The sequence below is a fragment of the Candidatus Methylomirabilota bacterium genome, assembly GCA_035315345.1.
In the GTDB taxonomy this organism is placed as follows: domain Bacteria; phylum Methylomirabilota; class Methylomirabilia; order Rokubacteriales; family CSP1-6; genus CAMLFJ01.
The window spans coordinates 1-26,571 of sequence record DATFYA010000195.1; the positions used below are offsets into that span (position 1 = coordinate 1).

Consider the following 26,571-nt stretch of genomic DNA (forward strand, 5'->3'; position numbering starts at 1 on the left):
CGGTCTACGGCCGCGCGCTGATCGCGAAGGTTCTGCTGGTGCTGGGCCTGGCCTGGTGGGGCGCGGTCAATCGCTACACGGTGCTACCGCGCCTCCCCGCCGGCCGGTCGGGCGCTCTCGAGCGGCTATTCGGGCGCGGACGGGCGGTGCTGCTCGGCGCGGCGGAGATCCCGCCGGGGAGCGCTCCCTCCCGACTGGCCGTCTATCTGGCCCGGGAGATGGTGCTGGCGCTGCTCGTCTTCGCGTGCACCGCGATCCTGACCGAATCCACGCCGGCCCGGCACGCGCATCACCTCCGAGAACGCGCCCCCATGGGAGAGCACGCGGGCCCCGCGATCGCCGGCGTGCGCGCCCCGGTCAGTCGTTGACCACCGGGTTGCGGCGAACGGTCGGCACCCCGATCTTGATGAACGGGTGCTGCTCCGCCGCGTGGCACGCCGTGCACGCGGCCCGCATCGTCTCGATGCGCTGCTTGAACAGGGCGAGATCCTTCGCCTTGATGGCCTCGATCACCTGCGGATAGGCGGTCTTGAGGAAGAGCGCGTCCGCGTTCTTCCGGAACTGGGGCCGCCGCTCCAGCCCGGTGGTGAACGCGTCGTTCATCCGGCCCGCCATGTGCTCGGCGTAGCCCCAGTTGCCGTCGAGCGCGCCGAAGTACATCTCGCCGTACCGGTACGACACCTCGGCCATCGTGGTCTCGAATCCCCTGAACTGGCGCTCGATCGCCGCCACCCGCGCGTTCGGGGACAGCTTCAGGTACCACCCGCCCTGGTCCATGGTGCCGTCGTGCGAATGCATGTGCATGTGAGACTGAGCCCCCACCAGCTCCCAGCCGGCCGCCGCGCCCAGGCCGACCAGGGCCGCGGTCACGACCATCACCAGAAGCGGGCGTATCCGACGGAAGGATGTCGTCATTGCCGTTGTCCTTTCACCGTGAATGTGAAGAAGCTGTCGACGATGTGGCCGTCCACCGACAGCACGCGGTACTTGACGGTGTACTGCCCGGCGACCCGCGTGGCGAACGTGACGGTCAGGCGGCGCGGGTCGTCCGCGGTCACCGTCGCATCGCGCTCGTCGACCTGGCGGCCCGCCACGTTCCAGATCGTCACCGTGCTGTACGCGGGCTCGAGCCGCTCGTTGAACCAGAGATCCACCCGCTCCGGCGCCTGGCCCAGCACCGCGCGGTGCGACGGAGTCGAGCGCACCAGCACCGCGTGCGCCTGCACCGGCTGAGTTGCCGCGACGACCAGGAGCGCGCCGGCGAGCGCCGCGACCGCCCGGCACACGGCGCGGCCGGCCGAGGGCTTGGGCCGGCTCACTTCTGCGCGGGCGTCGAACCCGTGACGGTGAAGGGCACCGCGCCCTCCGTCACGTGTCCGTCGGCGGCCATCACCTTCCAGCGGGCCTGGTAGGATCCCGGCTCCAACGGCGGCAGCGGGTAGGCGAGGGTATCGGGGGCCGCGTCCGCCTCCGGCCGCAGCAGGGCGACCGATCGCTGGCGCGGGCCGCCCACCAGCTGCACCGAGCAGAGCGGTTTCTCGAGCCGGCTGTTGAAGCGCAGGACGAGCCGCTTGGGCGCCGCGACGGTCACGTCCTGCCGAGGCTCCGATTCGAGGATGATGGCGTGGCCCTGCGCCGGCAGGATGCCGGTCCCGCATGCCCAGATGATACCCGCCGCGACTGCCAGCGCGAGTCGGACCGCTCGGCGGCTCATCGGGCCGTCGGAATGCGGACCGGCTGGACGACGGTCTTGAGGAAGGGGAACTGCTCCTCGTGCCAGGCCACCAGGAAGGAGCCGTCCGGGGCGAAGGCCACGTCGGGCTGGTACGCCTTGATGGCGCCGGAGAGCACGTGGATCGGGCTCAGCGTCCTGCCCCCGTCCGCGGTGTAGCGCAGGAGAATGCGCCGGCGGACCGCGGTCGACTCCTCCCACACCACCACCGCGCGGCCGGCCGGATCCACCGCCATGCGCGCGTTGTCCGGGATGGACGTGGCCGAGGTGTGCAGCCGCCGCGGCGGCCCGAACCGCCGGCCGTCCTCGGAGATCGCGAAGCGCAGGTCCGGGCGGATGTCGGTGCCCTCGGTATACCAGCTCATGTAGATGCGTCCGCGCGCGTCCAGCCCGATGGCCCCACCGCGGTGGGGACACGCGTTGATCTTCCAGCGATCGGCGCTCACCAGGGTGGGGTCGCCGAACGACCGCCCGCCGTCGCGCGAGACGGCCATCACCATGTCGCGGATGTCGCCCGGGAAGACGCGCCGCCACGTGAGGGCCACGGTGTCGCGCGGCCCCGCCGCCGCGTCGACCCGGCAGCACACGCAGGTGTCGTCGCCGACCTTGCGGGTGCTCTCGACCCGCGTTCCGCGCTCGACCACCCGGGCCACCCAGGTGGCCGGGTCCCGCCGGCCCTCCCGGCCGTCGATCCAGGTGACCAGCAGCGTGCCGTCCGGCGCCACCGCGAGGCCATCGAAGGAGTGCGAGATCGGGCGGTCCTCGTTCACCCGCAGCGGCGTCTCGAAGGTCTTGCCCCCGTCGAGGGAGCGCGACAGCTGCAGATCGGAAGCGAACAGCGTGCCTTCGGGCTTTGGCTTCTCCGACGACCAGGAGACGAAGACCTCACCGCCCGGCGCGACCGCGAGGCGCGGCGGATGGTGGAGCGCCTCCACGCTGAGCCCGTCGGGGCTCACGCGCACCGGTGCCGCGCCGTCGCCCGCGCGCAGGAGATGGAGCTGGTTGGCCTGGCCTTCCTGGGAGGCCCAGGCCACGAGAGGCCGACTGTCCGGCGCGGCCGCGATCGCCGCCCCCGAGAAGTGGAACTCGTGCCCCTGCGTCACGTGCTTGTACTCGAGCCGCGGGCCGAGCGTGAGATCGGCGGCCGTCGCGGGACCGGCGGCCAGCCCGACGGCCAGCGCGCCCAGGAGGAGCGTTCGCATCACTTCCATCTCCACGCCACCGAGCCGTAGAACCCGCGCCCGTCGCCCGGGAAGAAGTAGTTGCGGTTGGCGTCGTCCACCTGTACCGCCGAGACGAAACGCTTGTCGCCGAGGTTGCGGCCCTCGAAGAAGAGGCCCAGGTTCCAGGGCTTGTACTCGTAGCCGAGCTTCACGTTGACCAGCGTATAGGACGGAGTGCGGGTGGTGTTGGCGCTGTCGACGAAGTAGCCGCGGGGGACGATCTCGACGCCGGGAGCGAACCAGAAGCCCGAGGCGTGGTCGTAGCGGATCTCGGTGTTGACGAAATGCTCGGGGGCGCCGGGCAGGTCGTTGTTGTCGAAGACGGGGTCGTCCACGAAGACGAAGCGCGACCAGGTGTAGGTCACCCGGGCGCGCAGCGCGTCGCCCATGCGGCCGAGCCCCAGGCGCGTGGCGATGTCCCGCACGACCACCACGTCCGCGCCGACCTCGACGCCGGTGTGGCGCGAGCGGTCGATGTTCTGGAAGCGGGGAATCGTGAAGGGCGCGCCCGGAAAGGGCTGGACGTTGACGTTCTGGATCTCGTCCCACAGCTCGATGTCGTAGACCGAGACGTCCCAGCGCACCCAGTCGCGCCAGGTGCCCCGCGTGCCCACCTCGAACTGCCAGGACTTCTGCGCCTCCAGCAGCGAGAGATCGCCGCCGATCTGCCCAGGCGCGGTCAGCTCGAGCATGAGCGGCGGCTCGTAGGCGCGGCTGGCGTTGCCGTAGACCTGGACGGTCGGCGCGGCCCGCCAGACGACGCCCACCTTGGGCGAGGCGCCGAAGAAGGTGGTGGAGTCCGACTGGTTGCCGTCGGAGAGGAAGCGGTCGCGCACCTGGTCGTCGGTGACCTGCAGGCGTCCGCCCGCCACCACGGCCACGGTGGGCACCACGTCGAGCTGGTCCTCCGCGTAGATGCCGAACGTGTTCGTGATGTTGACCTGGTTCTTGATCCGAGCGCCCCGATCGCCGTTGAGGTTCTGGAACTGGGCGTCGTTCTGGTTCGTGCCGAAGAACTGGAGGCCGGCGGCGAAGCGGTTGCCGAGGCCGAGCAGGGGCGCGGACAGCAGATAGCGCGCCTCGGTGCTGTAGCTGTACGTGGTCTGATCGATCACCGCGAAGGACAGCGGGTGGTCCAGGTCCTGGTAGTTGAGCTGGGTCGACCACTCGAAGGCCTGGTCGGCGCCGAGGGGCGTGCGGAACGTCACCGCCCCCCGGGTGTAGTCGTAGCGCCGCGCCTCCTTGGCGAACCGGGTCGCCGGCTGCTGCTGCTGCGGGTTCTGCCGGAACTGCTCGGGGGTCAGGGCGCCCGGCAGCTGCTCGTCGTTGCGCACGAAGCCGAGATCGAATCGCAGCGTGGCCCCGTTCGAGAGCTGGTAGCCGGCGTTGCCGTAGGCGCGATAGCGCGTCTGCTGGCTGTGGTCCCGGTAGCCCTGCAGCTCGGTGTCGCTGAAGCTCGCGTACAGATCGAAGGGCCCGTACGCCTGGCCGGTGCCGACGTAGCCCTTGAAGAAGCCGTAGGATCCGCCCTCCACGAAGCTCTCGACCAGGCCGGCGTCGCGGCCGGTCTTGGTCACGAGGTTGACCGCGCCGCCCAGGGTGTTGCCGCCGAAGCGCAGCGCGTTGGCCCCTTTGTACACCTCGATGTGCTTGGTGGTCTGCAGCTCGAGCGATTCGAAGTCGCTGAAGCCGTCGGCGTTGCCGTAGGGGAAGCCGTCGATCAGGATGTTGATCCCGCGCTGGTGGAAGTTGTTGCGCAGGCTCGAGCCCCGGATCGAGAACTGGCTCTCGTCGGCGGCCCCGAAGCGCGGACGGATGAGCACGCCGGGCACGAAGTCGAGCGCGTCCTTGAGGTTCGCGCCGCGAGACTCCTGGATGGTCTGCTGCGGCACGATCTCGACGCCGCCCGGTGTGCGCTCGATCTCCTCGCGCGCCTGCTCCAGGCTGCGCGTGCGCTCGGGCGGCAGGGTGCTCGATTCGACGATCACCGGGCTCAGCACGGGCGGGGCGGACTGGCTCTGGGCGGACGCGGCCACCGCGGCCACGAGGACGGCGGAGGACGCGAGCACCGGAACGAGCAGGACGAAGGGCATCGATCGGGTCTCCTTACCGCGAGGGCGAGATCACTTGAGCCGGAACTCGACGGGCAGCAGCACCCACATGGCCACCGGCTCGGTGCCGCGACGGGCGGGATCGAAGCGCCAGGCGCGCACCGCGTCGGTGGCGGCCTGGTCGAGGTCGGGATGGCCGCCGGACTTTTCGACGAGGACCTCGCCGATGCGCCCGTCCGCCAGGACGTGCACGCGGAGCAATGTCGTGCCCTGGATGCCGAGCCGGCGCGGGGCGGCCGGATAGCTTGGCCTCACCTGGTAGCCGCCCTGCGGCCGCGCGAACTGGGTGACGCCGGGCGGCACCGCCATGGCGGTACGCGTCGTCGCGGCGGCGGGCGGCGCGACCGGAGCCGGCGTCCCGTTGGTCGGCGGCGAGAAGGTGGTGAGCGGCGGACCCGGTGCGGCGGCGTCCGAGATCGAAGGCTCGGGGGCGGGCTCCGGGACGCTCGCGGCCGGCGGCGGATCGATCGGCGGCGTGGGTGCGACGGGAGCCGGCGGCGGTGGCGCGGGCTCCGGCGCCTCCACGACCGGCGGCGCCTCGCGGGGCTTCGGCGTCTCGAGCACCCGGGGCGGCCGGATGCGTGGCGGCGGGGAAGGCTGAGGCGTCGGCGGGGTGATCTTCGGCTCCTCCACCGTGTCCAGCGTGACCAGGTGGACGGGCATCTCGGGCGGGCGCACCGCGATCGCGACGGGCACCCAGTGCTGACCGAGCACCAGCGCCATCGCGAGCCCCAGATGGAGCAGGCACGACAGCCCCACCGTCACCCCTCGTGATCGGAGCGATTCGCCCACCAGAAAGATTCCTCCGCCTGTGCCAGAGTTGGAATCCGAAAGCTCGAGACCCACGAGCGCCGGCGGCGAGCCGCGGCGAGCGCGGGACGACGACGAAGAGCTAGGCGGAAGCGAGCGGAGGGGCCCGGCCCTGGTGCGGGTCGAGCAGGCGCGCCGGCGGGGCGGCTGGATCGAACTCGGCGGTCGGCGCGGTGGCGATCAGGACGACGGAGGCCTCGAGGAGCCCGTCGACCGACACCGCCGACAGATTCGCAGAGGCCGCCGCGATGGTGCATTCGCCGTGCTGCTTGGCGTCGAAGCCGTGGTGGACCGAGTGCAGGCCGTTCTCGAACGCGAAGATCGCGAGGAGGAGGCCCAGAGCCAGGACGAGCGCGCGCCGCGGGTGACGCCGCGCGCTCTCGAGCCCGAGCGCGCCCAGGACGATCGCGGCGAGAAGCAGGGACGACGGGCCGACCGGCGTGACCGGACCGATCGGACCGGACTCGGCGGCGGGCCGGATCTCCGGCGCCGACATCCGCAGCACCTCGGCGACGACCGGCGAGGCGGTGTGGGCCGAGGCGGGTCCGCTAGTCGCCAGGACGGCGAGCACCGTCAGGAGCATCGGGATCAGCGCGAGCGCTCGAAGGCGACGCATTGGTGGCAGGGTATCCAATCAACCATCCATGGTCAATCGCGGTTCCCCGGGCCCTTGCCCCCGTCCGGGCGCTGCCGCATGATCGGCCCGATCGTCCGCTGTCCGGCACAAGGAGAGCCCATGAGCCGCAGGAAGGGCGGGCGCGCCCCCTCCACGCGCTTCTCCGTCTCGCTCCCGGATCCGCTGATGCGCGTGCTGGACCGGCTGCGCACCGATCGCCGCTACGGCAATCGCAGCGAGTTCGTGCGGGATCTGCTCCGCGCCGAACTGGTGACAGCTCGTACCGGCCACCGGCGAGCGTCTGATGTGAGCGGCGACCGGTCGATTCGTTGACGGCGCCCGACGCCCTGTGGGATCATAACTGCTCGCCATGAAAGTCCATTTCACGACCCTCGGCTGTCCGAAGAACCAGGTCGACTCCGAGCTGATGCTGGGCATGCTCGCGCGCGCCGGCCACGAGATCGCCGACGCGGCGGAGACGGCCGACTGCCTGGTGGTCAACACGTGCGCCTTCATCGATCGCGCCCGTGAGGAATCCGTCAACACCATCCTCGAGCTGGCCCGGCTCAAGGAGCGCGGGCGCGCGCGAGCCCTGATCGTCACCGGGTGCCTCACGCAGCGGTACGGCGCCGAGATCCGGTCGGAGATTCCCGAGATCAACGCGATGCTCGGCACCTCCGAGCTCGATCGCATCGTCGACCTGGTGAACCAGGCGGACGGGCGCCAGGCCTGGGTCAGCCAGGCGCCGCCCGGCTACCTCTACGACGCGCAGACCCCGCGGCTGCTGTCCTCCCGGGTGCCGTACGCCTACGTGAAGATCGCCGAGGGCTGTGACATGGGCTGCACGTTCTGTGCGATCCCCCAGTTCCGCGGCCGTCATCGCAGCCGCCGGCTGGACGACGTGGTGGCCGAGGTCGAGGGGCTGGCCCGCCGCGGCATCCAGGAGGCCATCCTGGTCTCGCAGGACACCCTGGCCTACGGGCGCGACCTCTCCGGCAACGGCGACATCGGCGACCTGCTGCTGGCCCTCTCCGGCACCGCGATGCCCTGGATCCGGCCCATGTATCTGCATCCCGCGCACGTCACCGAGCGCCTGATCGCGAAGTGGCAGCGCGCGCGCGTGGTGCCGTATCTCGACATGCCGGTGCAGCACGGCGACGACGGCATCCTGCGCGCGATGCGCCGCGGCGTCACCGCCGGGCGCATGCTCGAGCTCATCGCCCGGCTGCGCGATGCGCTGCCCGGGGTGACCCTGCGCACGACCGTGCTGGTCGGCTTCCCCGGCGAGACCGAGGCCGCGTTCGACAACCTGCTCGCCTTCGTCGAGGAAGCCGGCTTCGATCGGCTCGGAGTGTTCACCTACTCGGCGGAGGAGGGCACGCCGGCGGTGGACATGCCGGATCCGGTGTCCACCGAGGTCATGGCCGAGCGCGCGCAGCAGGTGCAGGATCTTCAAGACCGGCTGGCGTGGCCGCGGCAGAAGGTCCTCTACGGCACGCGCCAGACCGTGCTGGTGGACGGGCCGAGCCCGGATCCGGCGTTTCCCTTCGAGGGCCGCACCGCGGGGCAGGCGCCCGAGATCGACGGCGTGGTGCTGCTGCGCGACCGACGGCTGACTCCGGGCCGCTTCGCGGAGGTCTCGATCGTCGAGGTAGACGGTTACGAGCTCGTCGGGGAATAAGCCCCTCGGCCGCCTGGACCGCGTGGCCTTTCTCGCGGCCAGCGTCTTCGGCGCCGGCTACGCTCCGATCGCCTCGGGCACCGTCGGCAGTTTCGTCACCCTCGTCTTCATCTGGCTCCTGCCGTGGACGACGTTCGGTCTCCTGGTGACCCTCGTGGTGGTCACGCTCGTCGGCCTCTGGGCGGGCTCGCGCGTCGAGCGGGTGCTCGGGCGTAAGGATCCCGGGGTGATCGTGATCGACGAGGTCGCGGGCATGCTGCTCTCGGTGATCGGGCTGCCACGCTCGATCCCGGTGCTGGTGACCGCGTTCCTGCTCTTCCGCGTGTTCGACATCTGGAAGCCGTTTCCCGCGCGCGAGAGCCAGGCGCTGAGCGGAGGGATGGGCGTCATGGTGGACGACCTCATCGCCGGTCTCTACGCGCTGATCCTGGTCATGGGCGCGCGCACGCTCTTCGGCGTCCCCGCGTGAGCGCACCGTGACGCCGAGCAGCCGGGCCTGGGTCGTCACGGTCGGCGCGGCCCGGCTGGGCACGGCGGAGGACCCGGCCGGCCTGATGGTGGCGCGCGCCCTGCTCGCCGAGGGCGTGCCGGTGGCCTCACGGCAGATCGTGGACGACGACGAGGCGGCGGTGGAGGAGGCGTTGCGCGGGGCGGCGGAGGCCGCCTCGCTGGTGGTCGTCCTCGCGCAGCCGGGCGGCTCGAGCGGCGAGGTGGTGCGGCGCGCGCTGTCGCGCCTCTCCGGCGCCCGGCTCGCGCTGAACGACAAGCTGCTGGCGCTGCTGGAAGAGGACTTCGCCCGGCGCGGCCAGGCCATGCCGCGGCGCCTCGATCGCCTCGCGCTCCTGCCCCAGGGCGCGACCCTCTGGCCCGGTCCGGGCGAGCCGGCCTGGATGCTCGAGGTCCACCGCGCGGCGGTCGTCGTGCTGCCTACCGGGTCCGTGGCCCTCGCCGCGCTCGTGGACACGCACCTGCGCCCGCTGGCCCGACAGCGGCAGGGCGCGGGGGAGAGCACGGTGCTCCGCACGCTGCACACCACCGGGCTCTCGCCCGCGGAGGTCGAGGAGCGCCTCGGGCGCTGGCTCGGCGGCGATTCGGCGGTGGCCGTATCCTGCGTGCCGGTCGAGGGCGACGTGTGGGTGCAGCTTCGCGCCCGTGCGGCGTCGCGGAGCGCGGCGGAGGCCTCCCTGGCGCCCGTTGAACGAGAGATTCGCGACGCCCTCGGCATCGACTGCTGGGGCCGCGACGAGGACACCATGGAAGTGGTGGTCGGGCGGCTCCTGCTCGAGCGCGGGCTCTCCGTCTCCATGGCCGAGTCGTGCACCGGCGGGCTCGTCGGGCACCGGCTCACCAACATCGCGGGCTCCTCTCGCTACGTCGAGCGCGGCGTGGTCGTGTACTCGAACGAGGCCAAGGAGCAGATGCTCGGGGTACCCGAGGCGATGCTGCGCGAGCACGGGGCGGTGAGCGCGCCGGTGGCCGAGGCGATGGCCGCCGGCATCTGTCGCATCTCGGGCTCGCCGTGCGGGATCGCGGTGACCGGCATCGCGGGGCCCGACGGCGGCACCCCCAGCAAGCCGGTGGGGACCGTCTACATCGCCGCGGCCGTGCCCGGCACCGACGGGCCGCGCATCGCGGTGCGCCGCTGCCGCTTCCCCGGCGGACGAGAGACCGTGAAGTGGCAGTCGTCGCAGGCCGCGCTCGACCTGCTGCGCCGGGCGCTGTCGTCTCCGGCGTGATCCGCTCGTTCGTCGCCATCCTCCTCCCCGACGACCTGCGCGAGCGCATCGCGGCCACCATCGAGGCGCTCCGTCCGCTCGGCACCGCGGTGGCCTGGGTGCCGCCGCCGAACCTCCACCTCACCCTGCAGTTCCTCGGCAACCAGACCGAGGAGCGCCTGGCCGAGGCCGCGGCCGCGCTGGAGGAGGCGGGGGCGGGGTGCGCGCCGCTCGACCTCGCGTTCCACGGCCTCGGGGCCTTCCCGGGTCTCGAGCGCCCCCGCATCCTCTGGGTCGGCGTCGCCCAGGGCGCCCCGCACGCGCGGGCGCTGCAGGCCCGCGTGGCCGACGCGCTGGCCCGACGCGGCTTCCCGCCGGAAGACCGCGCGTGGCATCCGCATCTCACGATCGGACGCGTGTTCGACGAGCGGCGCTGGCGCCGCGAGGCGGGACCGCCGCTGCGCGGCGCGCTCGCGAAGGCGGCGACCACCAGCTTCGGCACCGTGCGGGTGACCGAGGTGGCGCTGATGCGGAGCGATCTCTCGCCGAAGGGGGCGCGCTACTCCGTTCGCCGCGTCGCCGCCTTGTCCCCGACGTAGAGACGGTGAGGTGTATCCGGTTCTCGGCCTTGACAGCGTCGTGCGCGTCGTACCACAGTGCTGAGCAACCGACGGACCCATATCAATGCCGGTGAGGAGAGAACATGGCTGATGTGAAGAGCGACCGCCGCCAGGCCCTGGATCTGGCCATTGCCTCGATCGACCGCCAGTTCGGCAAAGGCGCCATCATGCGTCTGGGCCAGGGAGGGGTCATCGACGAGATCTCGGTCATCCCCACGGGCGCGATGCAGCTCGACGTCGCGCTGGGCGTGGGTGGGATTCCGCGCGGGCGGATCACCGAGATCTACGGCCCGGAGTCGTCCGGCAAGACCACGCTGGCCCTGCACGTCATCGCGGAGGCCCAGCGCATGGGCGGCACCGCTGCCTTCATCGACGCCGAGCACGCGCTCGACCCGGTCTACGCCAAGAACCTCGGGGTCAACACCGACGAGCTGCTGATCTCGCAGCCGGACACCGGCGAGCAGGCGCTCGAGATCGCGGAGACCCTGGTGCGCTCCAACGCGGTGGACGTCATCGTGATCGACTCGGTGGCGGCCCTGGTGCCCCGCGCCGAGCTGGACGGCGACATGGGCGACTCGCTGCCCGGCCTGCAGGCCCGTCTCATGTCGCAGGCCCTGCGCAAGCTCACCGCCGCCATCGCCCGCTCCGGCGGCTCGGTGATCTTCATCAACCAGATCCGCGAGAAGATCGGGGTCATGTTCGGGTGCCTGCACTGGGACACCCGAGTCCTCCTTGCGGATGGTTCGCGCAAGCGCATCGGCACGATCGTCCGTCGGCGTTTGCCGGTGGAAGTGCTTTCATACGATCCGATTACTCGCAAAGTATCACCACGTCGCGTTGTCAACTGGTTCAACAATGGACGGACCGATCACTTCATCCATTTCCGCATTTATGGGGGGAAGAGCGGACTATCTGGGTTTGCCGCCACTCCCAATCACCTCGTCTTTACCCCGCGCGGTGAGGTCGCCGCTGGGGAGCTTCGCGTCGGTGATCAGGTCCTGTTCTACATGCCGGATTACTGGCTCACTGACGATCAGCACCAACTCCTCCTCGGCGGATGCTTGGGAGATGGGTCGCTGCGGATGCAGGGCGGACACAGCGCTCACTTCAGGGTAGGGCACGGGCACTCCCAGAAGGACTACCTCGAGTGGAAGCATGCGATGCTCTCACCATTTGCCCGGCCGATTGGACGCGTCGCCAATGGGCTTGGGTTCAGCACCATCACTATGGCCGTGCTCGGCGACTTGCGTCGCGAACTATATGGAGAGGATGGGCATCGCGTAGTGGGAGCGGCGACGCTCGAACGGCTTGACGCCCGCGGCTTGGCGGTCTGGTACGGGGATGATGGATCGTTCATGGGTTCCTTCGACCGCTGGGGCAAGGGGAAGGCGGTGCTCTACAACAAGAGCCTGAAGGGCGAGTGTCGTGAGCGGGTGATGGCCGCCTTCGAGCGGCTTGGTATCGGGAGACTGCGCGATGATCGCCGGGGCTTTTGGTTCAGCTCAGAGCAGACAGCGCGCTTACACGAACTCATCGCGCCGTACCTGCACCCGTCGGTGGACTATAAGCTTCACCCGACGCTTCGAGGTCGGTTCGCCTGGCAGTCACCGCTGGCGCAGGCAGGAACGCTGGAAAGCCGGCGCAGATTCCGGGTGGTTCCGGTCGAGATCACCGATCGGACGGTGCGCGCCTCCGGGATTCGGCCATACCGCTTCGACATCGAAGTTGAGGGCAGCCACACCTACCTGGCCAACGGGGTGGTGGTCCACAACTCCCCGGAGACCACCACCGGGGGCCGGGCGCTCAAGTTCTACTCCTCTATTCGCCTCGACATCCGCCGCCAGGACACCATCAAGAACGGCACCGAGGCGGTCGGGGTCCGGACCAAGGTCAAGGTGGTGAAGAACAAGCTCTCTCCCCCCTTCCGGGAGGCCGAATTCGACGTCATCTACGGGGAGGGGATCTCCAAGGAAGGGTCCGTCCTGGACCTGGCCGCGGAGCACAATGTTGTCGAAAAATCCGGCACTTGGTACACCTATAAGAGTGAGCGGATCGGGCAGGGACGGGAGAACGCCAAGCGGTATCTGAAGGACAACCCCAAGGTCTTGGCTGACCTCGAGGTGAAAGTCCGCGGCGCCCTCGGCCTCAAGCCCGTTGGGGGGGCGCCGCCGCCGACCCCGGAGAAGGCGGCCAAGTAGGAGCGAGCACACGATGGAACTGCAGCAGCTGCTGGCGGAGACCGCACAGCGCAAGGCTTCGGACCTGCACCTCAAGTCGGGCTCCAAGCCGATCCTCAGGATCCACGGCCATCTCGAGGTGCAGGACGACCTGCCCCTGATCACGCGGGAGTTCATCGACAAGACCGCCGAGGGCCTGCTGGGCGAGCGTCGCCTCCGCATGCTGATGGAGGGCCGGGAGATGGACCTGGGCTACATGCTGCCCGGGATCGGCCGCTTCCGCTGCAACCTGTTCCTGGCCATGGGCGAGGTCCGGGGCGTCTTCCGGCACGTGCCCGAGCGCATCCCGCTGTTCCAGGAGCTGCACCTGCCGAAGGTCCTCGAGCGCCTCTCCATGGAGCGGCGCGGGATGCTCCTGGTCACCGGCATCACCGGCTCCGGCAAGTCCACCACGCTGGCGTCCATGATCGACTTCATGAATCGCAGCCGTAACGACCACATCGTCACGATCGAGGACCCGATCGAGTTCGTGCACCAGGACAAGAAGTGCGTGATGAGCCAGCGCGAGATCGGCCACGACTCGATGAACTTCGCCCAGGCGCTGCGCGCCGCGCTCCGCGAGGATCCCGACATCATGCTGGTCGGTGAGCTCCGCGACGTGGAGACCATGGAAGTCGGCCTCCACGCGGCCGAGACCGGTCACCTCGTGATGTCCACGCTGCATACCCTGAACGCGGCCGAGACCATCAACCGCATGATCTCCATGTTCCCCCCGCACCAGGAAGAGCAGATCCGTGGGCAGCTGGCCTCGGTCATCCAGGGCATCGTCTCCCAGCGCCTGGTCGTGCGCGCCGACGGCCGGGGCCGGGTGCCCGCGGTGGAGATCATGATCGCCACCGGCCTCATCCGCGACTGTATCCGCGAGGCCGACAAGACCCCGCAGATTCCGAGCGTGATCGCCGCGGGCACCGCCCAGTACGGCATGCAGACCTTCGACCAGTCGCTCCTGCAGCTGTATCGCGAGGAGCTGGTCACGTACGAGACCGCCCGCGACGCGGCCACCAACCCCGACGACTTCGACCTGAAGGTGAAGGGCATCTTCTCCACCGGCGAGATGACGTGGGAGCACCCGGGGGGCAGCAGCACCGCGGCCACCCACACCCCGCCGGCCCAGCCGGCGAGCCTCACCGGCAGCGGCGCCACGCCCGGTCCGGCCGCGCGGAGCCCGTTCGTCAAGCGGACGTAGCGCGCGTGCCGGGGCGCCGGACCCGCCGTTCCGGGGAGCCGCGCCCGCAGCCGACGCTGACCGAGAAGGCCGCCCGACTGGCGGCCTTCGATCTTCTCGCCCGCAAGTCCTGGAGCGGTCGCGATCTCACCCGCCGGCTCCGCCGGCGGGGAGCCCCCGCCGAGGTGGCACAGGCCGTGGTGGCCGATCTCACCGGCCGCGGCTACGTGGACGATCAGGCGTTCGCTCGCTGGTGGGCCGAGGCGCGGGCGCGCGGCCGTCGCATCGGCAGCCGCCGCCTCCGTCAGGAGCTGGCCGCCAAGGGCATCCCGCGCGAGATGGTGGAGGCGGCGATCGCGGCGGCCTTCGAGGAGGTCGGCGAAGCCGAGCGCGCGCTCGAAGCGGCGCGCCGCCGGCTGCCCGCGCTGCTCCGCGGTCGCCAGGCCGCCCGCGCCTCCGCCCGCCTGGCCGACTACCTCCTGCGCCGTGGCTACCCGGCCTCGGCGGTTCGTCACGCGGTCGCCACGCTGCTCGCCGGCCGCGGGGTCGACGTCCCCGCCACCGAGGAGGACGGCGGCGTATAATATCGCTCCGATGACCGGGAGCGAGATCAGAGCGCGATTCCTCGAATATTTCCGCCGCCGCGGGCACACCGTGGTGCGATCGTCCCCCCTCGTGCCCGCCCAGGACCCGACCCTGCTCTTCACCAACGCGGGCATGGTCCAGTTCAAGTCGGTCTTCCTCGGCGAGGAGCGGCGCGACTACGTGCGGGCCACCACCGCCCAGAAGTGCGTGCGCGCCGGCGGCAAGCACAACGACCTGGAGAACGTCGGCCACACCGCCCGGCATCACACGTTCTTCGAGATGCTGGGCAACTTCTCCTTCGGCGACTACTTCAAGGAGGACGCGATCCGGTTCTGCTGGGAGCTCCTGACCGAGGAATTCGGGCTGCCCAAGGACCGACTGAAGGCCACCGTCTTCACCGACGACGACGCGGCGTTCGGCCTCTGGAAGACCGTCGCGGGGCTCTCCGACGACCGCATCCTGCGGCTGGGCGAGGAGGACAACTTCTGGGCGATGGGCGACACCGGTCCGTGCGGCCCCTGCTCGGAGGTGCACTTCCACCAGGGGGACCACCTGCCCTGCGCCGAGGAGCAGGCCGGGCGGACGTGCCCGGGGCCGGCGTGCGACTGCGACCGCTGGCTCGAGGTCTGGAACCTGGTCTTCATGCAGTACAACCGCGACGCGAGTGGCGCGATGACGCCCCTGCCCAAGCCGTCCATCGATACCGGCATGGGGCTCGAGCGGGTCGCGGCGGTGCTCCAGGGCAAGCAGTCGAACTACGACACCGATCTGTTCCGGCCCCTGCTCGCGCGAGTGGAAGAGCTGTGCGGGAAGACCTACGGCCGCGACGAGGCGGCCGACGTGTCGATGCGGGTGATCGCCGATCACGCCCGTGCCGCGACGTTCCTCATCACCGACGGCGTCATGCCCTCGAACGAGTGGCGCGGCTACGTGCTGCGGCGGATCATGCGCCGGGCCATGCGCCACGGCCGCATGCTCGGGATGTCGGAGCCGTTCCTCTGGGACGTGACCGGCCGCGTGGTCTCGGTGATGGGCGAGGCGTACCCGGAGATCCGCGAGGCGCAGGCGCGCGTGGCCGAGGCGGTGCGGCAGGAAGAGGAGCGCTTCGCGGAGACGCTCGACCTCGGCATGGCCAAGATCCGCGAGTACCTGGAGGCGCATCGCGGCGATGCCGCCCGCACCGTGGACGGCCGCTTCCTGTTCACGCTCTACGACACCCACGGCTTCCCGTCCGACCTGGCCCAGGAAGTGTTCGCGGACGCGGGCTGGACGGTCACCCCGGAGACGCAGCAGGCCTTCGACGCCGAGATGGAGGCGCAGCGCGAGCGCGCCCGTGCCGGTGCGTCCTTCGGCGGCGGCGACAGCGGCGATCCGAGCGTGGCGATCTACCAGCGGCTGTCCGGTGAGCTCGCCCGGCCCACGTTCCTCGGCTACGGCGCCCTGACCGCGCCGGCTCGCATCCTGGCCATGGTGGCCGACGGCCAGCGCCGGCGCGAGGCGCGGCAGGGCGAGACGGTGGAGGTCATCCTGGACCGCACGCCGGCGTACGCGGAGTCCGGCGGCCAGCAGGGCGACACCGGCACCCTGGTCGGTCGCGAGGGGCAGGGTCGGATCCAGGACACCTACTATCGCGGCAGCCAGCTGATCGTGCACCGGGTGGCGGTGACCCAGGGTCAGCTGCGCGAGGGCGAGGAGGTCGCGGTCAGCGTCGAGTCGCGTCGCCGGCAGGGCCTGCGCCAGCACCACACCGGCACCCACCTGCTCCACGCCGCGCTCCGTCGCGTGCTGGGCACCCACGTCGCCCAGGCCGGCTCGCTGGTGGCCCCCGACCATCTGCGCTTCGACTTCTCCCACGGCGCGGCGGTGAAGGACAGCGAGCTGGAGGACGTGGAGAGTCTGGTCAACGAGCAGGTGCAGGCGAACGTGGTGGTGAGCCCGGCCGAGATGGACCTGCAGGAGGCGCTCAAGAGCGGGGCCATGGCCCTCTTCGGCGAGAAGTACGGCGACCGGGTGCGGGTGATCCGCATCGGCGATTTCTCGACGGAGCTGTGTGGCGGCACCCACCTCGACGCCACCGGCCAGATCGGGCTCTTCAAGGTGACCGACGAGGGCGCGGTGGCCTCCGGCGTGCGGCGCATCGAGGCGGTGACCGGCGAGCCCGCGCTGGCCCACGTGGGCCGCGAGGAGGCGGCGCTCCGCGAATCGGCCGGCCTGCTCAGGATCCCGCCGCTGGAGCTGCCGCGGCGCCTCGCCACGCTGCTGGAGGATCAGAAGCGCCTGGAGAAGCAGCTGGCCCAGCTCGAGAGCAGGCTGGCCCGCACTCAGGCCCAGGACCTCGTGACCGCCGCGACGCCGGTGGCCGGCGTGACGGTGCTGGCCGCGCGCCTCGATGGGCTCGATCCCGACGGCCTGCGCTCGGTCGTGGACACGCTTCGCGATCGGCTGCCGTCCGGCATCATCGTGCTCGGCAGCGCGGCGGACGGCAAGGTGAACCTGGTCGCCGCGGTATCGAAGGATCTCACCAGGCGCTTCCCGGCCGGCCGGCTCGTGCAGGAGATCGCGAAGATGGTCGGGGGCGGCGGCGGTGGCCGCCCCGATCTCGCGCAGGCCGGTGGCAAGGACGCGTCCAAGCTCGACGAGGCGCTGGCCGCGGTGGCCGGCTGGGTGGAGCGGACGGCCCAGGGTTAGCGGCGCATGGCCACGGACCGCCGCACCGTCCGCACCATGTGTCCGATGAACTGTCATCCCACCCTCTGCGGGATGCTGGTCACCGTCGAGGACGGGCGCATCGTGGAGGTCGCGGGCGATCCCGACAATCCGGACAGCCGCGGCTTCCTGTGCGTGCGCGGCCACGCCTCGCGCGAGATCATCGGCAACCCGCAGCGGATCCTGACGCCGCTCGCGCGCGACCGCCGCGATCAGGCCTTTCGCGAGATCGGCTGGGACGAGGCGCTCGACCGCATCGCGGCGAACGCGCGGGCGGTGGGCCGCGAAGCGGTCGGCCTCTGGTCCGGCCACGGCTTCTTCACCACCAACTACGGCACGCGCGTCAACTCCGAGCTGCTGCGCCGTTTCGCCAACCTCTGGGGCTGTCAGTGGTGGGCGCCCACCATGATCTGCTGGGGCCTCGGCGGCTTCGGCATCGGGCTCACCGGGCCGCTCGAGACCAATACCAAGGAGGACATGGGCGCGCACGCCAACTTGATCCTCCTGTGGGGCGCCAACCTCGCGAGCCAGCCCAACACCGGCCGCCACCTCGTCAACGCCCGCCGTCGCGGCGCGCATGTCGTCACCATCGACGTGCGGCGCACCGAGGCGGCGGCCCAGTCCGACGAGGTGTTGATCGTGCGGCCGGGCAGCGATGCGGCCCTGGCCCTGGGCCTCATGCACGTGCTGATCGGCGAGGGCCTCTGCGATCGGGAGTTCGTGGCGCGCCACACCGTCGGGTTCGACGCGCTCGCAGCCCACGTGCGGCCGTACTCGCCGGAGTGGGCCGCCGCCGAGACCGGCCTCGCCGCCTCGACGATCGCGGCGCTCGCGCGCCGGTACGCGAGCACCCGGCCGGCCATGATCGTGCTCGGGGGTAGCAGCATGCACAAGGGCGGACAGGGCTGGCGAGGCGCGCGCGCGGTGTCGTGCCTGCCCGCCCTCACCGGTAATCTCGGCATCGCGGGTGGCGGGCTCGGTCCGCGCCACGGCAGCAAGGGGCACGGCCACGGTCTCGCCGACATCTCGGAGCCGGAGCGCCGGCCTCCGGGCCGCTACGTGCCGAACCAGATGTCGCGCGTCACCGAGGCGCTGGAGGACGGCACGGTGCGCGCGCTCTGGCTGTTCGGCACCGACATGCTGTCCTCCTACGCCGACGTCGCCCGGGTCGAGCGCGCCCTCGCGCGGCAGGAGCTGATCGTCAGCTACGAGTTGTTCTGGAACGAGACCGCGCGGCGCTTCGCGGACATCGTGCTGCCGAGCACCGCGTGGGTCGAGGAGCTGGGCTGCAAGGCGACCAACACGCATCTCTACCTGATGGAGCCGGCGCTGCCGCCCGCCGGACAGACCCGCACGGGCGCGTGGGTGCTGCGCGGGCTCGCCGAGCGGCTCGGGGTGGCCGACTTCTATCCGTGGACGGGCGACGAGGGGCCGCTCGACGCGATCCTCGATCATCCCGCCACCGGCCGCGCCACGGTGGCCGCGCTGCGCGCGGAGAGCGGCCGGCGCGCCTTGAACGTCTCGCCGGTCGGACATCCGACGCGGGTGTTCCCCACGCCATCCGGCAAGGTGGAGCTCTACTCGGCCCGCGCGGAGAGCCTGGGACTGCCGCCGCTGCCGGTGCCGGAGGCGCCGGCCCCGTCGCGGTTCCCGCTCTCGCTGCGCCAGGGCCGCACCCTCGGCCACTTCCACGGCTTCTACGATCACGGCCGCGCGCTGCCGTCGCTCGCCGCGCTCGAGCCGGGCCCCGCGCTGTGGATCTCGCCGGCGGACGCGGCGGCGCGCGGGGTCGCCGACGGCACCGACATCCGCGTGTTCAACGAGCGCGGCGAGATGCGCTGCCGCGCCCTCGTGACGGATCGGGTGCCCGCGCGCACCGTGTGGATGCGCGACGGCTGGGACGGCCTCAACCGGCTGACCGCGGGCGAGTCGTGCATCCCCGACGCGGCGGTGGACGTGTTCGGCTTCTCGGCGGGGCAGGCCGCGTTCGACGCAGCGGTGGAGGTCGCGCCTGCCTGAGTCCCCGCGCGCGGTGCTGCTGGACTTCGGCGGGACCCTCGACGCCGACGGGTTGACCTGGAAGGAGCGATTCTACCGGCTCTGGCGCGACGAGGGGGCCGCGGCGAGCCGCGAGGCGTTCGATCCCGTCTTCTACGCGGCCGACGACGCGCTGGTGGGCGCGATCCCGATCACGTGTTCCTTCGAGGAGACGGTGCATCGACTCGCGCGCGGCCTCGCGACCGCGCTGGCCGTCCGCGACGAGCGCGTGATCGCGCGGGTGGCCGAGCGCTTTCTCGCCGACGCGCTTCGGCACCTCGCGCGCAATCGCGCGCTGCTGGCGCGGCTGCGGCCGCGCTATCACCTCGGCATCGTGTCCAACTTCTATGGCAACCTCGAAACGGTGTGCCATAATGTGTCGGTTCGGCCCCTGCTCGGTGCCGTCGTGGATTCCGAGCGAGTGGGGATCCTGAAGCCCGATCCGCGTATCTTCATGATGGCGCTGGACGGGCTGGGCGTGAAGCCGGCGGACGCGGTGTTCGTGGGCGATTCGGCGGCGCGGGACATGGCGGGGGCACGGGCGCTCGGCATGCGACACATCTGGCTGGCCGGAGAGCCGGCGCCACCCGACGGGCCGTGCTGCCCGGGCGATGCGATCATCCAGACGTTTCAGGCCGTGGAGGCGTTGCTTCTCTGATGACCGGGGCGGTGCGCGGGGGGATCATCGCGGCGGGCGAGGGCCGCCGCCTGCGGCGAGACGGCTTCACCGCTCCCAAGCCGCTGGTGGAAGTGGCCGGCGTGCCCCTGATCGGCGCGGTCCTGCGCAACTTCGAGGCGGCGGGCGTCACCTCGATCACCATCATCGTGAACGAGGACGAGCGCGCGTGCGTGGAGTGGGTGCGCGCGCATCGCGCCTCGCTCGACGTGGAGTTCATCGTGAAGACCACCGCCTCCTCGCTGGAGAGCTTCCGCGAGGTGACCGGGCGCGGGCCGGCCGGCCCGATGCTGGTCTCCACGGTGGACGCGTGGTGCGCGCCGGAAGACTTCGCGCGCTTCGCGGCCGCGGCCGCGCGCCGCCCCGACGCCGCGACCGTGCTCGCGGTCACCCCGCTCGTGGCGGACGAGAAGCCCCTCTGGGTGACGCTCGGGCCGGCCGGGCGCGTGCAGGCCATCGGTGACCCGGGCGGCGGGCTCGTCACCGCCGGGGTGTATCGCGTCTCCGAGCGCGCGCGCCGCATCGAGTCGGCGCCCGCGCTCGAGCGTCTGCGCGAGTACCTCGGGTGGCTGCGCGCGAGCGGCGAGCCGATGTTCGGTGAGATCATCGAGACGGTGGTGGACGTGGATCGGAGGGAAGACGTGGCCAGCGCGGAGGCGCTCGCGGGCCGGCGAGCGGGGCGTGCCTGAGCCGGGGAGGACGTGAGGTGAGCGAGCCGAGATACTGGGGCCTCTTCCGCGAGCGCGAGCACTCGCCGGGACGCGAGAGCGACGACGCCGAGATCCTCCGACTGACCGCCAAGCATCTGGAGAGCCGCGGCGCGCAGGTGGAGCTGAAGGCCCCCGAGGAGCTCGGGGCCGACGAGACGCCGCCCGACGGGGTGTTCCTGATGTGCGAGCGGATGGAGGCGCTGCGGGTCCTGCTCGGCTGGCAGGAGCGCGGGATCCGTCAGGTCAACGCGCCCCTCGCGGTGCTCAACACCTACCGGGAGCGGATGATCGCGCAGCTCCGCGAGGCCAACGTGCCCTTCATCGAGAGCCGGATCGTCTCGACCCGGGGCGGGGAGGCGGGCGTCCGGGCCGCGGTGTGGGTGAAGCGGCCCGACGTGCACAACACCCAGGAGGGCGACGTGGTTTTCGCGGACGACGAGCGCGCGGTCGGGGCCGCGCTGGCCGGCCTGGCCGCACGCGGCATGACCACCGCGGTGCTGCAGCCGCACGTGCCCGGCGACCTGATCAAGTTCTACGGCGTCGGCGGCGGAGGCGGCGCGGACGGCGCACCCGCGTGGTTCCGCTGGTTCTACCACCGGGACCAGCGGCTCGGCGGGCACGTGTTCGATCCGGCCCACCTCGCGCGGCTCGTGCGGGCGGCCGCCTCCGCGCTCGGCCTCGAGGTCTACGGGGGCGACGCCATCGCCTCCGGCCACGGCGCGCTGACCCTGATCGATCTCAACGCGTGGCCGAGCTTCGCGCTCTATCGCGACGAGGCCGCGCCGGTGATCGCCTCCTATCTCTCGCTGCGCTTCGGAGGCGGGCCCCTCGGAGGCCGACCATGACCGCGCCCCGCGAGCCGGGACCCCGGTCGCGCGAGATCGTGACGCGCGAGGCGCGGCACATCGCGCCCGGCTACCAGTCGTTCGCGCTCTATTCCGGCCTCGCGATGGCCCGCGGCCGCGGATCCAAGCTCTACGACGAGGACGGGCACGAGTACATCGACTTCATCGCGGGCATCGCGGTCGGCAGCGTGGGACACTGCCACCCGCACTACGTCGAGGCGCTCAAGCGCCAGGTGGAGACGCTCACCTTCGGCAGCTTCACCACCGAGACCCGCGCGCGCTTCCTCGAGCTGGTCGCCTCGGTGACTCCGGAGGGCCTCGGCCGGATCCAGCTCTTCTCGGGCGGAGCGGAGGCAGTGGAAGCGGCCCTGCGCCTGGCCAAGGCCGCCACCGGCAAGCAGGAGGTCGTCTCGTTCTGGGGCGGCTTCCACGGCAAGACCGGTGGGGTGCTCGGCCTGCTCGGCAGCGAGTTCAAGCATCACCAGGGCCCGTTCCTGCCCGGCCAGTACTCGACGCCCTACGCCGACTGCTACCGCTGCCCGCTCAAGCTGCGCTATCCGGATTGCGGCATCGCGTGCGCCGAGTACGTGCGCGACGTCATCCGCTACCAGACCGCGGGAGAGATCGCCGCGATCATCGTCGAGCCGATCCAGGGCACCGCCGGCAACATCATCCCCCCCGACGGCTTCCTGCGGGCCGTCCAGTCGGTGGCCCGGGATCACGGGGCGCTCTTCTTCGCGGACGAGATGATCACCGGCTTCGGGCGCACCGGGGCCATGTGGGGCACCGAGCACGAGGGGATCGTCCCCGACATGATGACGGTGGGCAAGGGCGTGGGCGGCGGCTTTCCGCTGTCCGCGGTGATCTCCACCGACACGCTCACTCAGGCCAAGCCCTGGTCCAACCCGAGCTTCAGCTCGTCCAGCTACGGCGGCAATCCGCTCGCCTCCGCGGCCGGGCTCGCCGCGCTCCAGATCATTCTCAACGAGGATCTGGTCAAGAACGCGGACCGGGTCGGTGCGGTCATGCTCGCCGAGCTGCAGCGGCTCAAGGAGAAGTACCGCACGGTCGGCGAGGTGCGCGGGCGCGGCCTGCTGCTCGGCATCGAGCTGGTCGAGGATCGCCAGAGCCGCAAGCCGCTCGATCGGGCGATCACCCGCGACCTGTACCAGGAATGCCTGCGGCGCGGCTTGCTCTCGATGACCTACGCGCCGACCGTCCGGATCAATCCGCCGCTGGTCATCACCGAGGAGCTCGCGCGGGAAGGACTGGCCATCCTGGACGAGGCTCTCGGAGCGGTGCTGCGGCGCCATGGGCGGGACTAGGAGGCTGCGCGGCGCCGTCATCGGGCTGGGGAACGTCGCGGTGAACGGTCATCTGCCCGGCTGGCGAGAGCGGGCCGACTGCGCGATCGTGGCCGCGACGGACGCGAGCCCGGGACGCCAGGACGCCTGCCGGGGCGCGCTGCCCGAGGCGCGGTGGCACGACTCGGTCGAGTCGCTCCTGGCCTCCGACGATCTCGACTTCGTCGACATCTGCACGCCGCCCTCGAGTCACGCCGGCCTGATCGAGGCCGCGCTCGCCCGCTCGCTCCACGTGCTGTGCGAGAAGCCGCTGGTCGGCTCCCTCGCCGAGCTGGATCGGCTGGCCGCCCTCGCGCGCGCGGCCGGCGTCGCGTTCCACACCGTGCACAACTGGCACCACGCGCCGCTGGTGCGCGCCGCCGACGCGGCGATCCGCGCCGGCCGCATCGGCGCGGTCCGCGAGGTGGTCTGGCAGACCCTCCGCACCCGGCCCGCGGTGGCCGCCAACGGCGACGGCTGGCGCGTGGATCCCGAGATCGGCGGCGGCGGGGTGCTCACCGACCACGGCTGGCACGTCTCCTACGTGATCCCGCGCTGGGTGGGCGCGCGGCCCGAGGCGGTGAGCGCGCGCCTCGAGACGCGGCGGCATCGCCGCTTCGCGGTCGAGGACACCGCCACCGTGCGGCTGCATTTCCCCGACGCGGTCGCCGACATCGTGCTGACCTGGGCCGCCGAGACCCGGGAGAACCACGCGCGGGTCATCGGGACCGCCGGGCGGATCGAGATCGAGGACGACGCCCTCGTCCTCACCACGGACGGTCGCGAGGAGCGCCGCCGATATCCGCCGCCGCTGTCCGACGGCTCGGCGCACCCGGACTGGTTCACCGCGATCGCCGACGAGTTCATCGCGCGCGTGCGCGACCGCGGCGCCCGCGAGTCGAGCGCCAACCTGGACGAGGCGGCGGTCTGCATCGCGGTGGAGCACGGCGCGCGGGAGTCGAGCCGCAGCGGCGGCGGGCGCCGCGCCCTCTCCGCCGGAGCGGTCGGATCCGCGCGGTGACCACCCTCCTGCCGACGGCGGCGGTGTCGGTGCCCAGCGTGCTGGTCGTGCTGCCGGCGCCGCCCGGCAAGGGACTGCCCCCGGACACCGTGATCGCCGGGCTGCCGCTGCTGCGCCGCATCGTGCTCGCGGCGACCCGGGCCGGCTTCGAGCGGATCCTGGTGCATCGGGGCGCCTGTCCGGAGCCGCGGCTGCTCGAGGGCACCGGCGCGGTGGTGCTCGACGGCGGCGCCGGGACGCCGTCGCCGGATCGGGTGGTCCTGCTGCCGGTGAACGTGCTGCCGCAGGCCCGCTGGCTCCGCGGGCTGCGCGAGATGCCGCTCGAGCCGGAGACGATCCTGGTGGACTCCTCGATGGTGGCGGCGCTGGAGAGCGCGGGCGGCGGCGACGTCCTCCGCACCGCGGGCGAGTGCTCGGCGCCGCACGACCTGGTCGCCTCCCTCTCGCGCCGCCTGCCGAGCATCGCCCCCGCGGGGGACCCGGCGGGGCGATTCGCGGTCGAGGGCGCCGGCGGGGTGAAGGCGGCCGAGGACTGGCTGCTGCGCGGGCTCATCAAGGACACCGAGGGGTTCATGTCGCGTCACGTGGAGCGGCGCATCTCGCTGGCCGTGACCCGCCGGCTCGTGAGCACGTCGATCACTCCGAACGTGATGACGCTGGTGAGCCTCGCGGTGGGGCTCAGCAGCGCGCCGTTCTTTCTCTCGGTGGATCCGCTGACCCAGGTGATCGGCAGCCTGCTCTTCCTGACCCACTCCATCCTCGACGGCTGCGACGGCGAGCTGGCCCGCCTGAAGTTCCTCGAGTCCCCGGCCGGGGCCCGCCTCGACTTCTGGGGCGACAACCTGGTTCACGTCGCGGTCTTCACCTGCATGGGAGTCGGCTGGAGCATGGCCATCGACGCCCTCTGGCCGCTCGCGCTCGGCATGCTCGCCGTCACCGGGACCGGCCTGTCCGCGGTCCTGGTCTCCCAGCAGAACGGGGCGCGGTCCGCGTCGGGGGCCCGCCTCGCCGAGGCGCTCGCCAACCGCGATTTCATCTATCTGGTCATCGTCCTGGCCTGCTTCGGCCGTGCCCAGTGGTTCCTGGTGTGCGTCGCGCTCGGGACGCCGATCTTCATGATGCTGGTCCGCTGGGGCGCCGGCCGGCGACGGGCCAAGTGACGTGGCCGGCTTCCTCGACGTCATCCTCCGTGGGCTGATCCTGGCGGCGCAGGCCGTCGCCGTCGGCGGCGTCTGCTTCCTGCTGCTGGTCCTGCGGCCCTTCGGCTCCCGGCCGGTGCCGGACCTCGTCACGCGCGCTCGGTCGCTCGGGCTCATCGCGCTGGGCGCGCTGGTCCTCGCGATCGGCCAGACGCTGGCGCTGGCGAGCGAGCTGTACGTGCTGCTCCACGATGCGGTCTGGCCCCTGATGGCCGCGGTCCAGACGCTCTACGTGCAGGTGAGCCTCGTGCGCATCCTGGCCGGCGTGGCCCTGGCCGCCTGCGCGCTCCAGCTCCGTCGCGAGCCCGAGGAGCGCCGCGGCCTCTGGGCCGCGATCGGGCTGCTCGCGGCCACGATCGTGGCGGCCGCGCCGTGGACCAGCCACGCGGCGGCCCGGCTCGAGTCGCGCGGGCCCCTGCTGCTGCTCGACGGGGCCCACCAGGTCGCGGCGATGGCGTGGGTGGGCGGGCTCGTGCACCTGATCGCGGCGGCGATCGCGCGCGGGCCGCGGCCCTGGCCGGTGGCCCTGCTGCAGCGGTTCTCCAATCTGGCGCTCACCTCGGTGGTGGTCCTGGTGGCCGCGGGCGTCGGGCTCTCGATCTACTACGTCGACGACGTCTCGGCCCTCGTCGGCACCGCCTACGGCCTGATGGTGATGACCAAGGTGGTGATGCTGGCCGGGCTGCTCGTGCTGGGCGCGCTGAACTCGCGCGCGATCCGCCGCATGGACGGCCGTGTCGAGGCCGACCAGGTCACGATGCGCCGCTTCGTCGAGGTCGAGGTGGGCCTCGGCCTCACCGTGCTCTTCGCGGCCGCCTCGCTCACCTCGCTGCCGCCCGCGGTCGATCTCACCCACGATCGCGCGACCCTGGCCGAGGTCGCCGGGCGATTCACGCCCCGGATGCCGACGCTGCGCTCCCCGTCGATCGACGAGATGCCCATCGACGACCCCGACGCCCCGCGCACCGACGCCGACCGCGCCTGGTCCGAGTTCAACCACCACGTCTCCGGGCTCCTCGTGCTCGTCATGGGCCTGCTGGCGATCCTGCACGCCTCCGGTCACGCCCGCTGGGCACGGCACTGGCCGCTGGTGTTCCTCGCGTTGGCCGCCTTCATGATGGTGCGGAGCGACCCCGGCTCGTGGCCGCTCGGGCCGGAGGGCTTCTGGGAAGGCTGGCTGGTCGCGACGGTGATGCAGCATCGGATCTTCACGGTCCTGGTGGTGGCCTTCGGGATCTTCGAATGGATGGTCCGCACCGGGCGGATGCGCTCGCGCCGGGCCGCGCTGATCTTCCCCCTGCTGTGCGCCCTCGGCGGCGGCCTGCTGCTGACGCACTCGCACGCCGCGCAGAACCTCAAGGACGAGTTCCTGCTGGAAGTGACGCACACGCCGCTCGGCGTGCTCGCGATGATGATCGGCTGGACCCGCTGGCTCGAGCTACGCCTGCCCGAGGGACGCCAGCGCCTGCCCCGCGGTATCTGGGCCATCGGGCTGGCCCTCATCGGCGTCCTCCTGATCTTCTACCGCGAGAGCTAGCT

Annotated in this window: 25 protein-coding genes; 18 read left to right on the plus strand and 7 right to left on the minus strand. The window is 71.7% G+C overall.

Features of this window, described 5'->3' with window-relative positions; genetic code table 11:
* Positions 1 to 368: hypothetical protein (locus VKN16_25395; protein HME97557.1), on the plus strand; the 368-nt coding region annotated here is incomplete at its 5' end.
* On the opposite strand, the gene VKN16_25400 is transcribed toward VKN16_25395, so the two are convergent.
* The 7 genes from VKN16_25400 to VKN16_25430 all read right to left on the minus strand — a co-directional run bounded on the left by VKN16_25400 (position 358) and on the right by VKN16_25430 (position 6,492).
* On the minus strand, positions 358 to 879 hold the full coding sequence (locus tag VKN16_25400) for a hypothetical protein (protein ID HME97558.1): 522 nt from the start codon (positions 877 to 879) through the stop codon (positions 358 to 360). The two genes, VKN16_25395 and VKN16_25400, sit on opposite strands and share 11 nt — an antisense overlap.
* 32 nt (positions 880 to 911) lie before the next feature.
* The gene (locus VKN16_25405; protein ID HME97559.1) at positions 912 to 1,319 is read right to left on the minus strand and encodes a copper resistance CopC family protein; all 408 of its coding nucleotides are present in this window, start codon (positions 1,317 to 1,319) and stop codon (positions 912 to 914) included.
* Positions 1,316 to 1,714 carry a copper resistance CopC family protein gene (locus VKN16_25410; GenBank protein ID HME97560.1) on the minus strand — a complete coding sequence of 133 codons (399 nt, stop codon included), beginning with the start codon at positions 1,712 to 1,714 and terminating at the stop codon, positions 1,316 to 1,318. The genes VKN16_25405 and VKN16_25410 overlap by 4 nt, the downstream gene beginning before the upstream one ends.
* The gene (locus VKN16_25415) at positions 1,711 to 2,934 is read right to left on the minus strand and encodes a sialidase family protein (GenBank protein ID HME97561.1); all 1,224 of its coding nucleotides are present in this window, start codon (positions 2,932 to 2,934) and stop codon (positions 1,711 to 1,713) included. Before VKN16_25415 ends, VKN16_25410 begins: the two co-directional genes overlap by 4 nt.
* Positions 2,934 to 5,048 (minus strand): TonB-dependent receptor, encoded by a 2,115-nt coding sequence (locus VKN16_25420; GenBank protein ID HME97562.1) that lies wholly within the window; start codon positions 5,046 to 5,048, stop codon positions 2,934 to 2,936. Before VKN16_25420 ends, VKN16_25415 begins: the two co-directional genes overlap by 1 nt.
* Positions 5,049 to 5,078: 30 nt before the next feature.
* Positions 5,079 to 5,858 (minus strand): energy transducer TonB, encoded by a 780-nt coding sequence (locus VKN16_25425; GenBank protein ID HME97563.1) that lies wholly within the window; start codon positions 5,856 to 5,858, stop codon positions 5,079 to 5,081.
* Between the two features lie 100 nt (positions 5,859 to 5,958).
* Positions 5,959 to 6,492 carry a hypothetical protein gene (locus tag VKN16_25430; GenBank protein ID HME97564.1) on the minus strand — a complete coding sequence of 178 codons (534 nt, stop codon included), beginning with the start codon at positions 6,490 to 6,492 and terminating at the stop codon, positions 5,959 to 5,961.
* A gap of 120 nt (positions 6,493 to 6,612) precedes the next feature.
* Between VKN16_25430 and VKN16_25435 the strand changes: the two genes are divergently transcribed.
* From VKN16_25435 to VKN16_25515, 17 genes are all read left to right on the plus strand, one after another.
* Positions 6,613 to 6,825 carry a ribbon-helix-helix protein, CopG family gene (locus tag VKN16_25435; GenBank protein ID HME97565.1) on the plus strand — a complete coding sequence of 71 codons (213 nt, stop codon included), beginning with the start codon at positions 6,613 to 6,615 and terminating at the stop codon, positions 6,823 to 6,825.
* A gap of 37 nt (positions 6,826 to 6,862) precedes the next feature.
* The gene (gene rimO, locus VKN16_25440) at positions 6,863 to 8,173 is read left to right on the plus strand and encodes a 30S ribosomal protein S12 methylthiotransferase RimO (protein HME97566.1); all 1,311 of its coding nucleotides are present in this window, start codon (positions 6,863 to 6,865) and stop codon (positions 8,171 to 8,173) included.
* Positions 8,174 to 8,195: 22 nt separating this feature from the next.
* The gene (locus VKN16_25445; GenBank protein ID HME97567.1) at positions 8,196 to 8,642 is read left to right on the plus strand and encodes a phosphatidylglycerophosphatase A; all 447 of its coding nucleotides are present in this window, start codon (positions 8,196 to 8,198) and stop codon (positions 8,640 to 8,642) included.
* A gap of 7 nt (positions 8,643 to 8,649) precedes the next feature.
* Positions 8,650 to 9,909: a nicotinamide-nucleotide amidohydrolase family protein gene (locus VKN16_25450; GenBank protein HME97568.1), complete on the plus strand. Its 1,260-nt coding sequence runs from the start codon at positions 8,650 to 8,652 to the stop codon at positions 9,907 to 9,909.
* A complete protein-coding gene (gene thpR / locus VKN16_25455) occupies positions 9,906 to 10,487 on the plus strand; it encodes an RNA 2',3'-cyclic phosphodiesterase (GenBank protein HME97569.1) in 582 nt (193 codons plus the stop codon). Before VKN16_25450 ends, thpR begins: the two co-directional genes overlap by 4 nt.
* A 104-nt stretch (positions 10,488 to 10,591) precedes the next feature.
* A complete protein-coding gene (gene recA / locus VKN16_25460) occupies positions 10,592 to 12,706 on the plus strand; it encodes a recombinase RecA (protein ID HME97570.1) in 2,115 nt (704 codons plus the stop codon).
* Between the two features lie 13 nt (positions 12,707 to 12,719).
* Positions 12,720 to 13,931 (plus strand): type IV pilus twitching motility protein PilT, encoded by a 1,212-nt coding sequence (locus VKN16_25465; protein ID HME97571.1) that lies wholly within the window; start codon positions 12,720 to 12,722, stop codon positions 13,929 to 13,931.
* 5 nt (positions 13,932 to 13,936) lie between these two features.
* The gene (locus VKN16_25470; protein HME97572.1) at positions 13,937 to 14,494 is read left to right on the plus strand and encodes a regulatory protein RecX; all 558 of its coding nucleotides are present in this window, start codon (positions 13,937 to 13,939) and stop codon (positions 14,492 to 14,494) included.
* A 10-nt stretch (positions 14,495 to 14,504) separates the two neighbouring features.
* Positions 14,505 to 17,183, plus strand: a complete 2,679-nt coding sequence (gene alaS, locus VKN16_25475) for an alanine--tRNA ligase (GenBank protein HME97573.1) — start codon at positions 14,505 to 14,507, stop codon at positions 17,181 to 17,183.
* Positions 17,184 to 17,189: 6 nt separating this feature from the next.
* The gene (locus VKN16_25480) at positions 17,190 to 19,220 is read left to right on the plus strand and encodes a molybdopterin-dependent oxidoreductase (GenBank protein HME97574.1); all 2,031 of its coding nucleotides are present in this window, start codon (positions 17,190 to 17,192) and stop codon (positions 19,218 to 19,220) included.
* Positions 19,221 to 19,233: 13 nt separating this feature from the next.
* The gene (locus VKN16_25485) at positions 19,234 to 19,896 is read left to right on the plus strand and encodes an HAD family hydrolase (protein ID HME97575.1); all 663 of its coding nucleotides are present in this window, start codon (positions 19,234 to 19,236) and stop codon (positions 19,894 to 19,896) included.
* Positions 19,896 to 20,603, plus strand: coding sequence for an NTP transferase domain-containing protein (locus VKN16_25490; protein ID HME97576.1), 708 nt, complete (start codon positions 19,896 to 19,898; stop codon positions 20,601 to 20,603). Before VKN16_25485 ends, VKN16_25490 begins: the two co-directional genes overlap by 1 nt.
* 17 nt (positions 20,604 to 20,620) lie before the next feature.
* A complete protein-coding gene (locus VKN16_25495) occupies positions 20,621 to 21,469 on the plus strand; it encodes a hypothetical protein (protein ID HME97577.1) in 849 nt (282 codons plus the stop codon).
* Positions 21,466 to 22,794, plus strand: coding sequence for an aspartate aminotransferase family protein (locus VKN16_25500; GenBank protein HME97578.1), 1,329 nt, complete (start codon positions 21,466 to 21,468; stop codon positions 22,792 to 22,794). Before VKN16_25495 ends, VKN16_25500 begins: the two co-directional genes overlap by 4 nt.
* Positions 22,781 to 23,833 (plus strand): Gfo/Idh/MocA family oxidoreductase, encoded by a 1,053-nt coding sequence (locus tag VKN16_25505; GenBank protein ID HME97579.1) that lies wholly within the window; start codon positions 22,781 to 22,783, stop codon positions 23,831 to 23,833. The genes VKN16_25500 and VKN16_25505 overlap by 14 nt, the downstream gene beginning before the upstream one ends.
* The gene (locus VKN16_25510) at positions 23,830 to 24,993 is read left to right on the plus strand and encodes a CDP-alcohol phosphatidyltransferase family protein (GenBank protein ID HME97580.1); all 1,164 of its coding nucleotides are present in this window, start codon (positions 23,830 to 23,832) and stop codon (positions 24,991 to 24,993) included. The genes VKN16_25505 and VKN16_25510 overlap by 4 nt, the downstream gene beginning before the upstream one ends.
* Before the next feature lies 1 nt (position 24,994).
* Positions 24,995 to 26,569, plus strand: a complete 1,575-nt coding sequence (locus VKN16_25515) for a CopD family protein (GenBank protein ID HME97581.1) — start codon at positions 24,995 to 24,997, stop codon at positions 26,567 to 26,569.
* Positions 26,570 to 26,571: the final 2 nt, after the last annotated feature.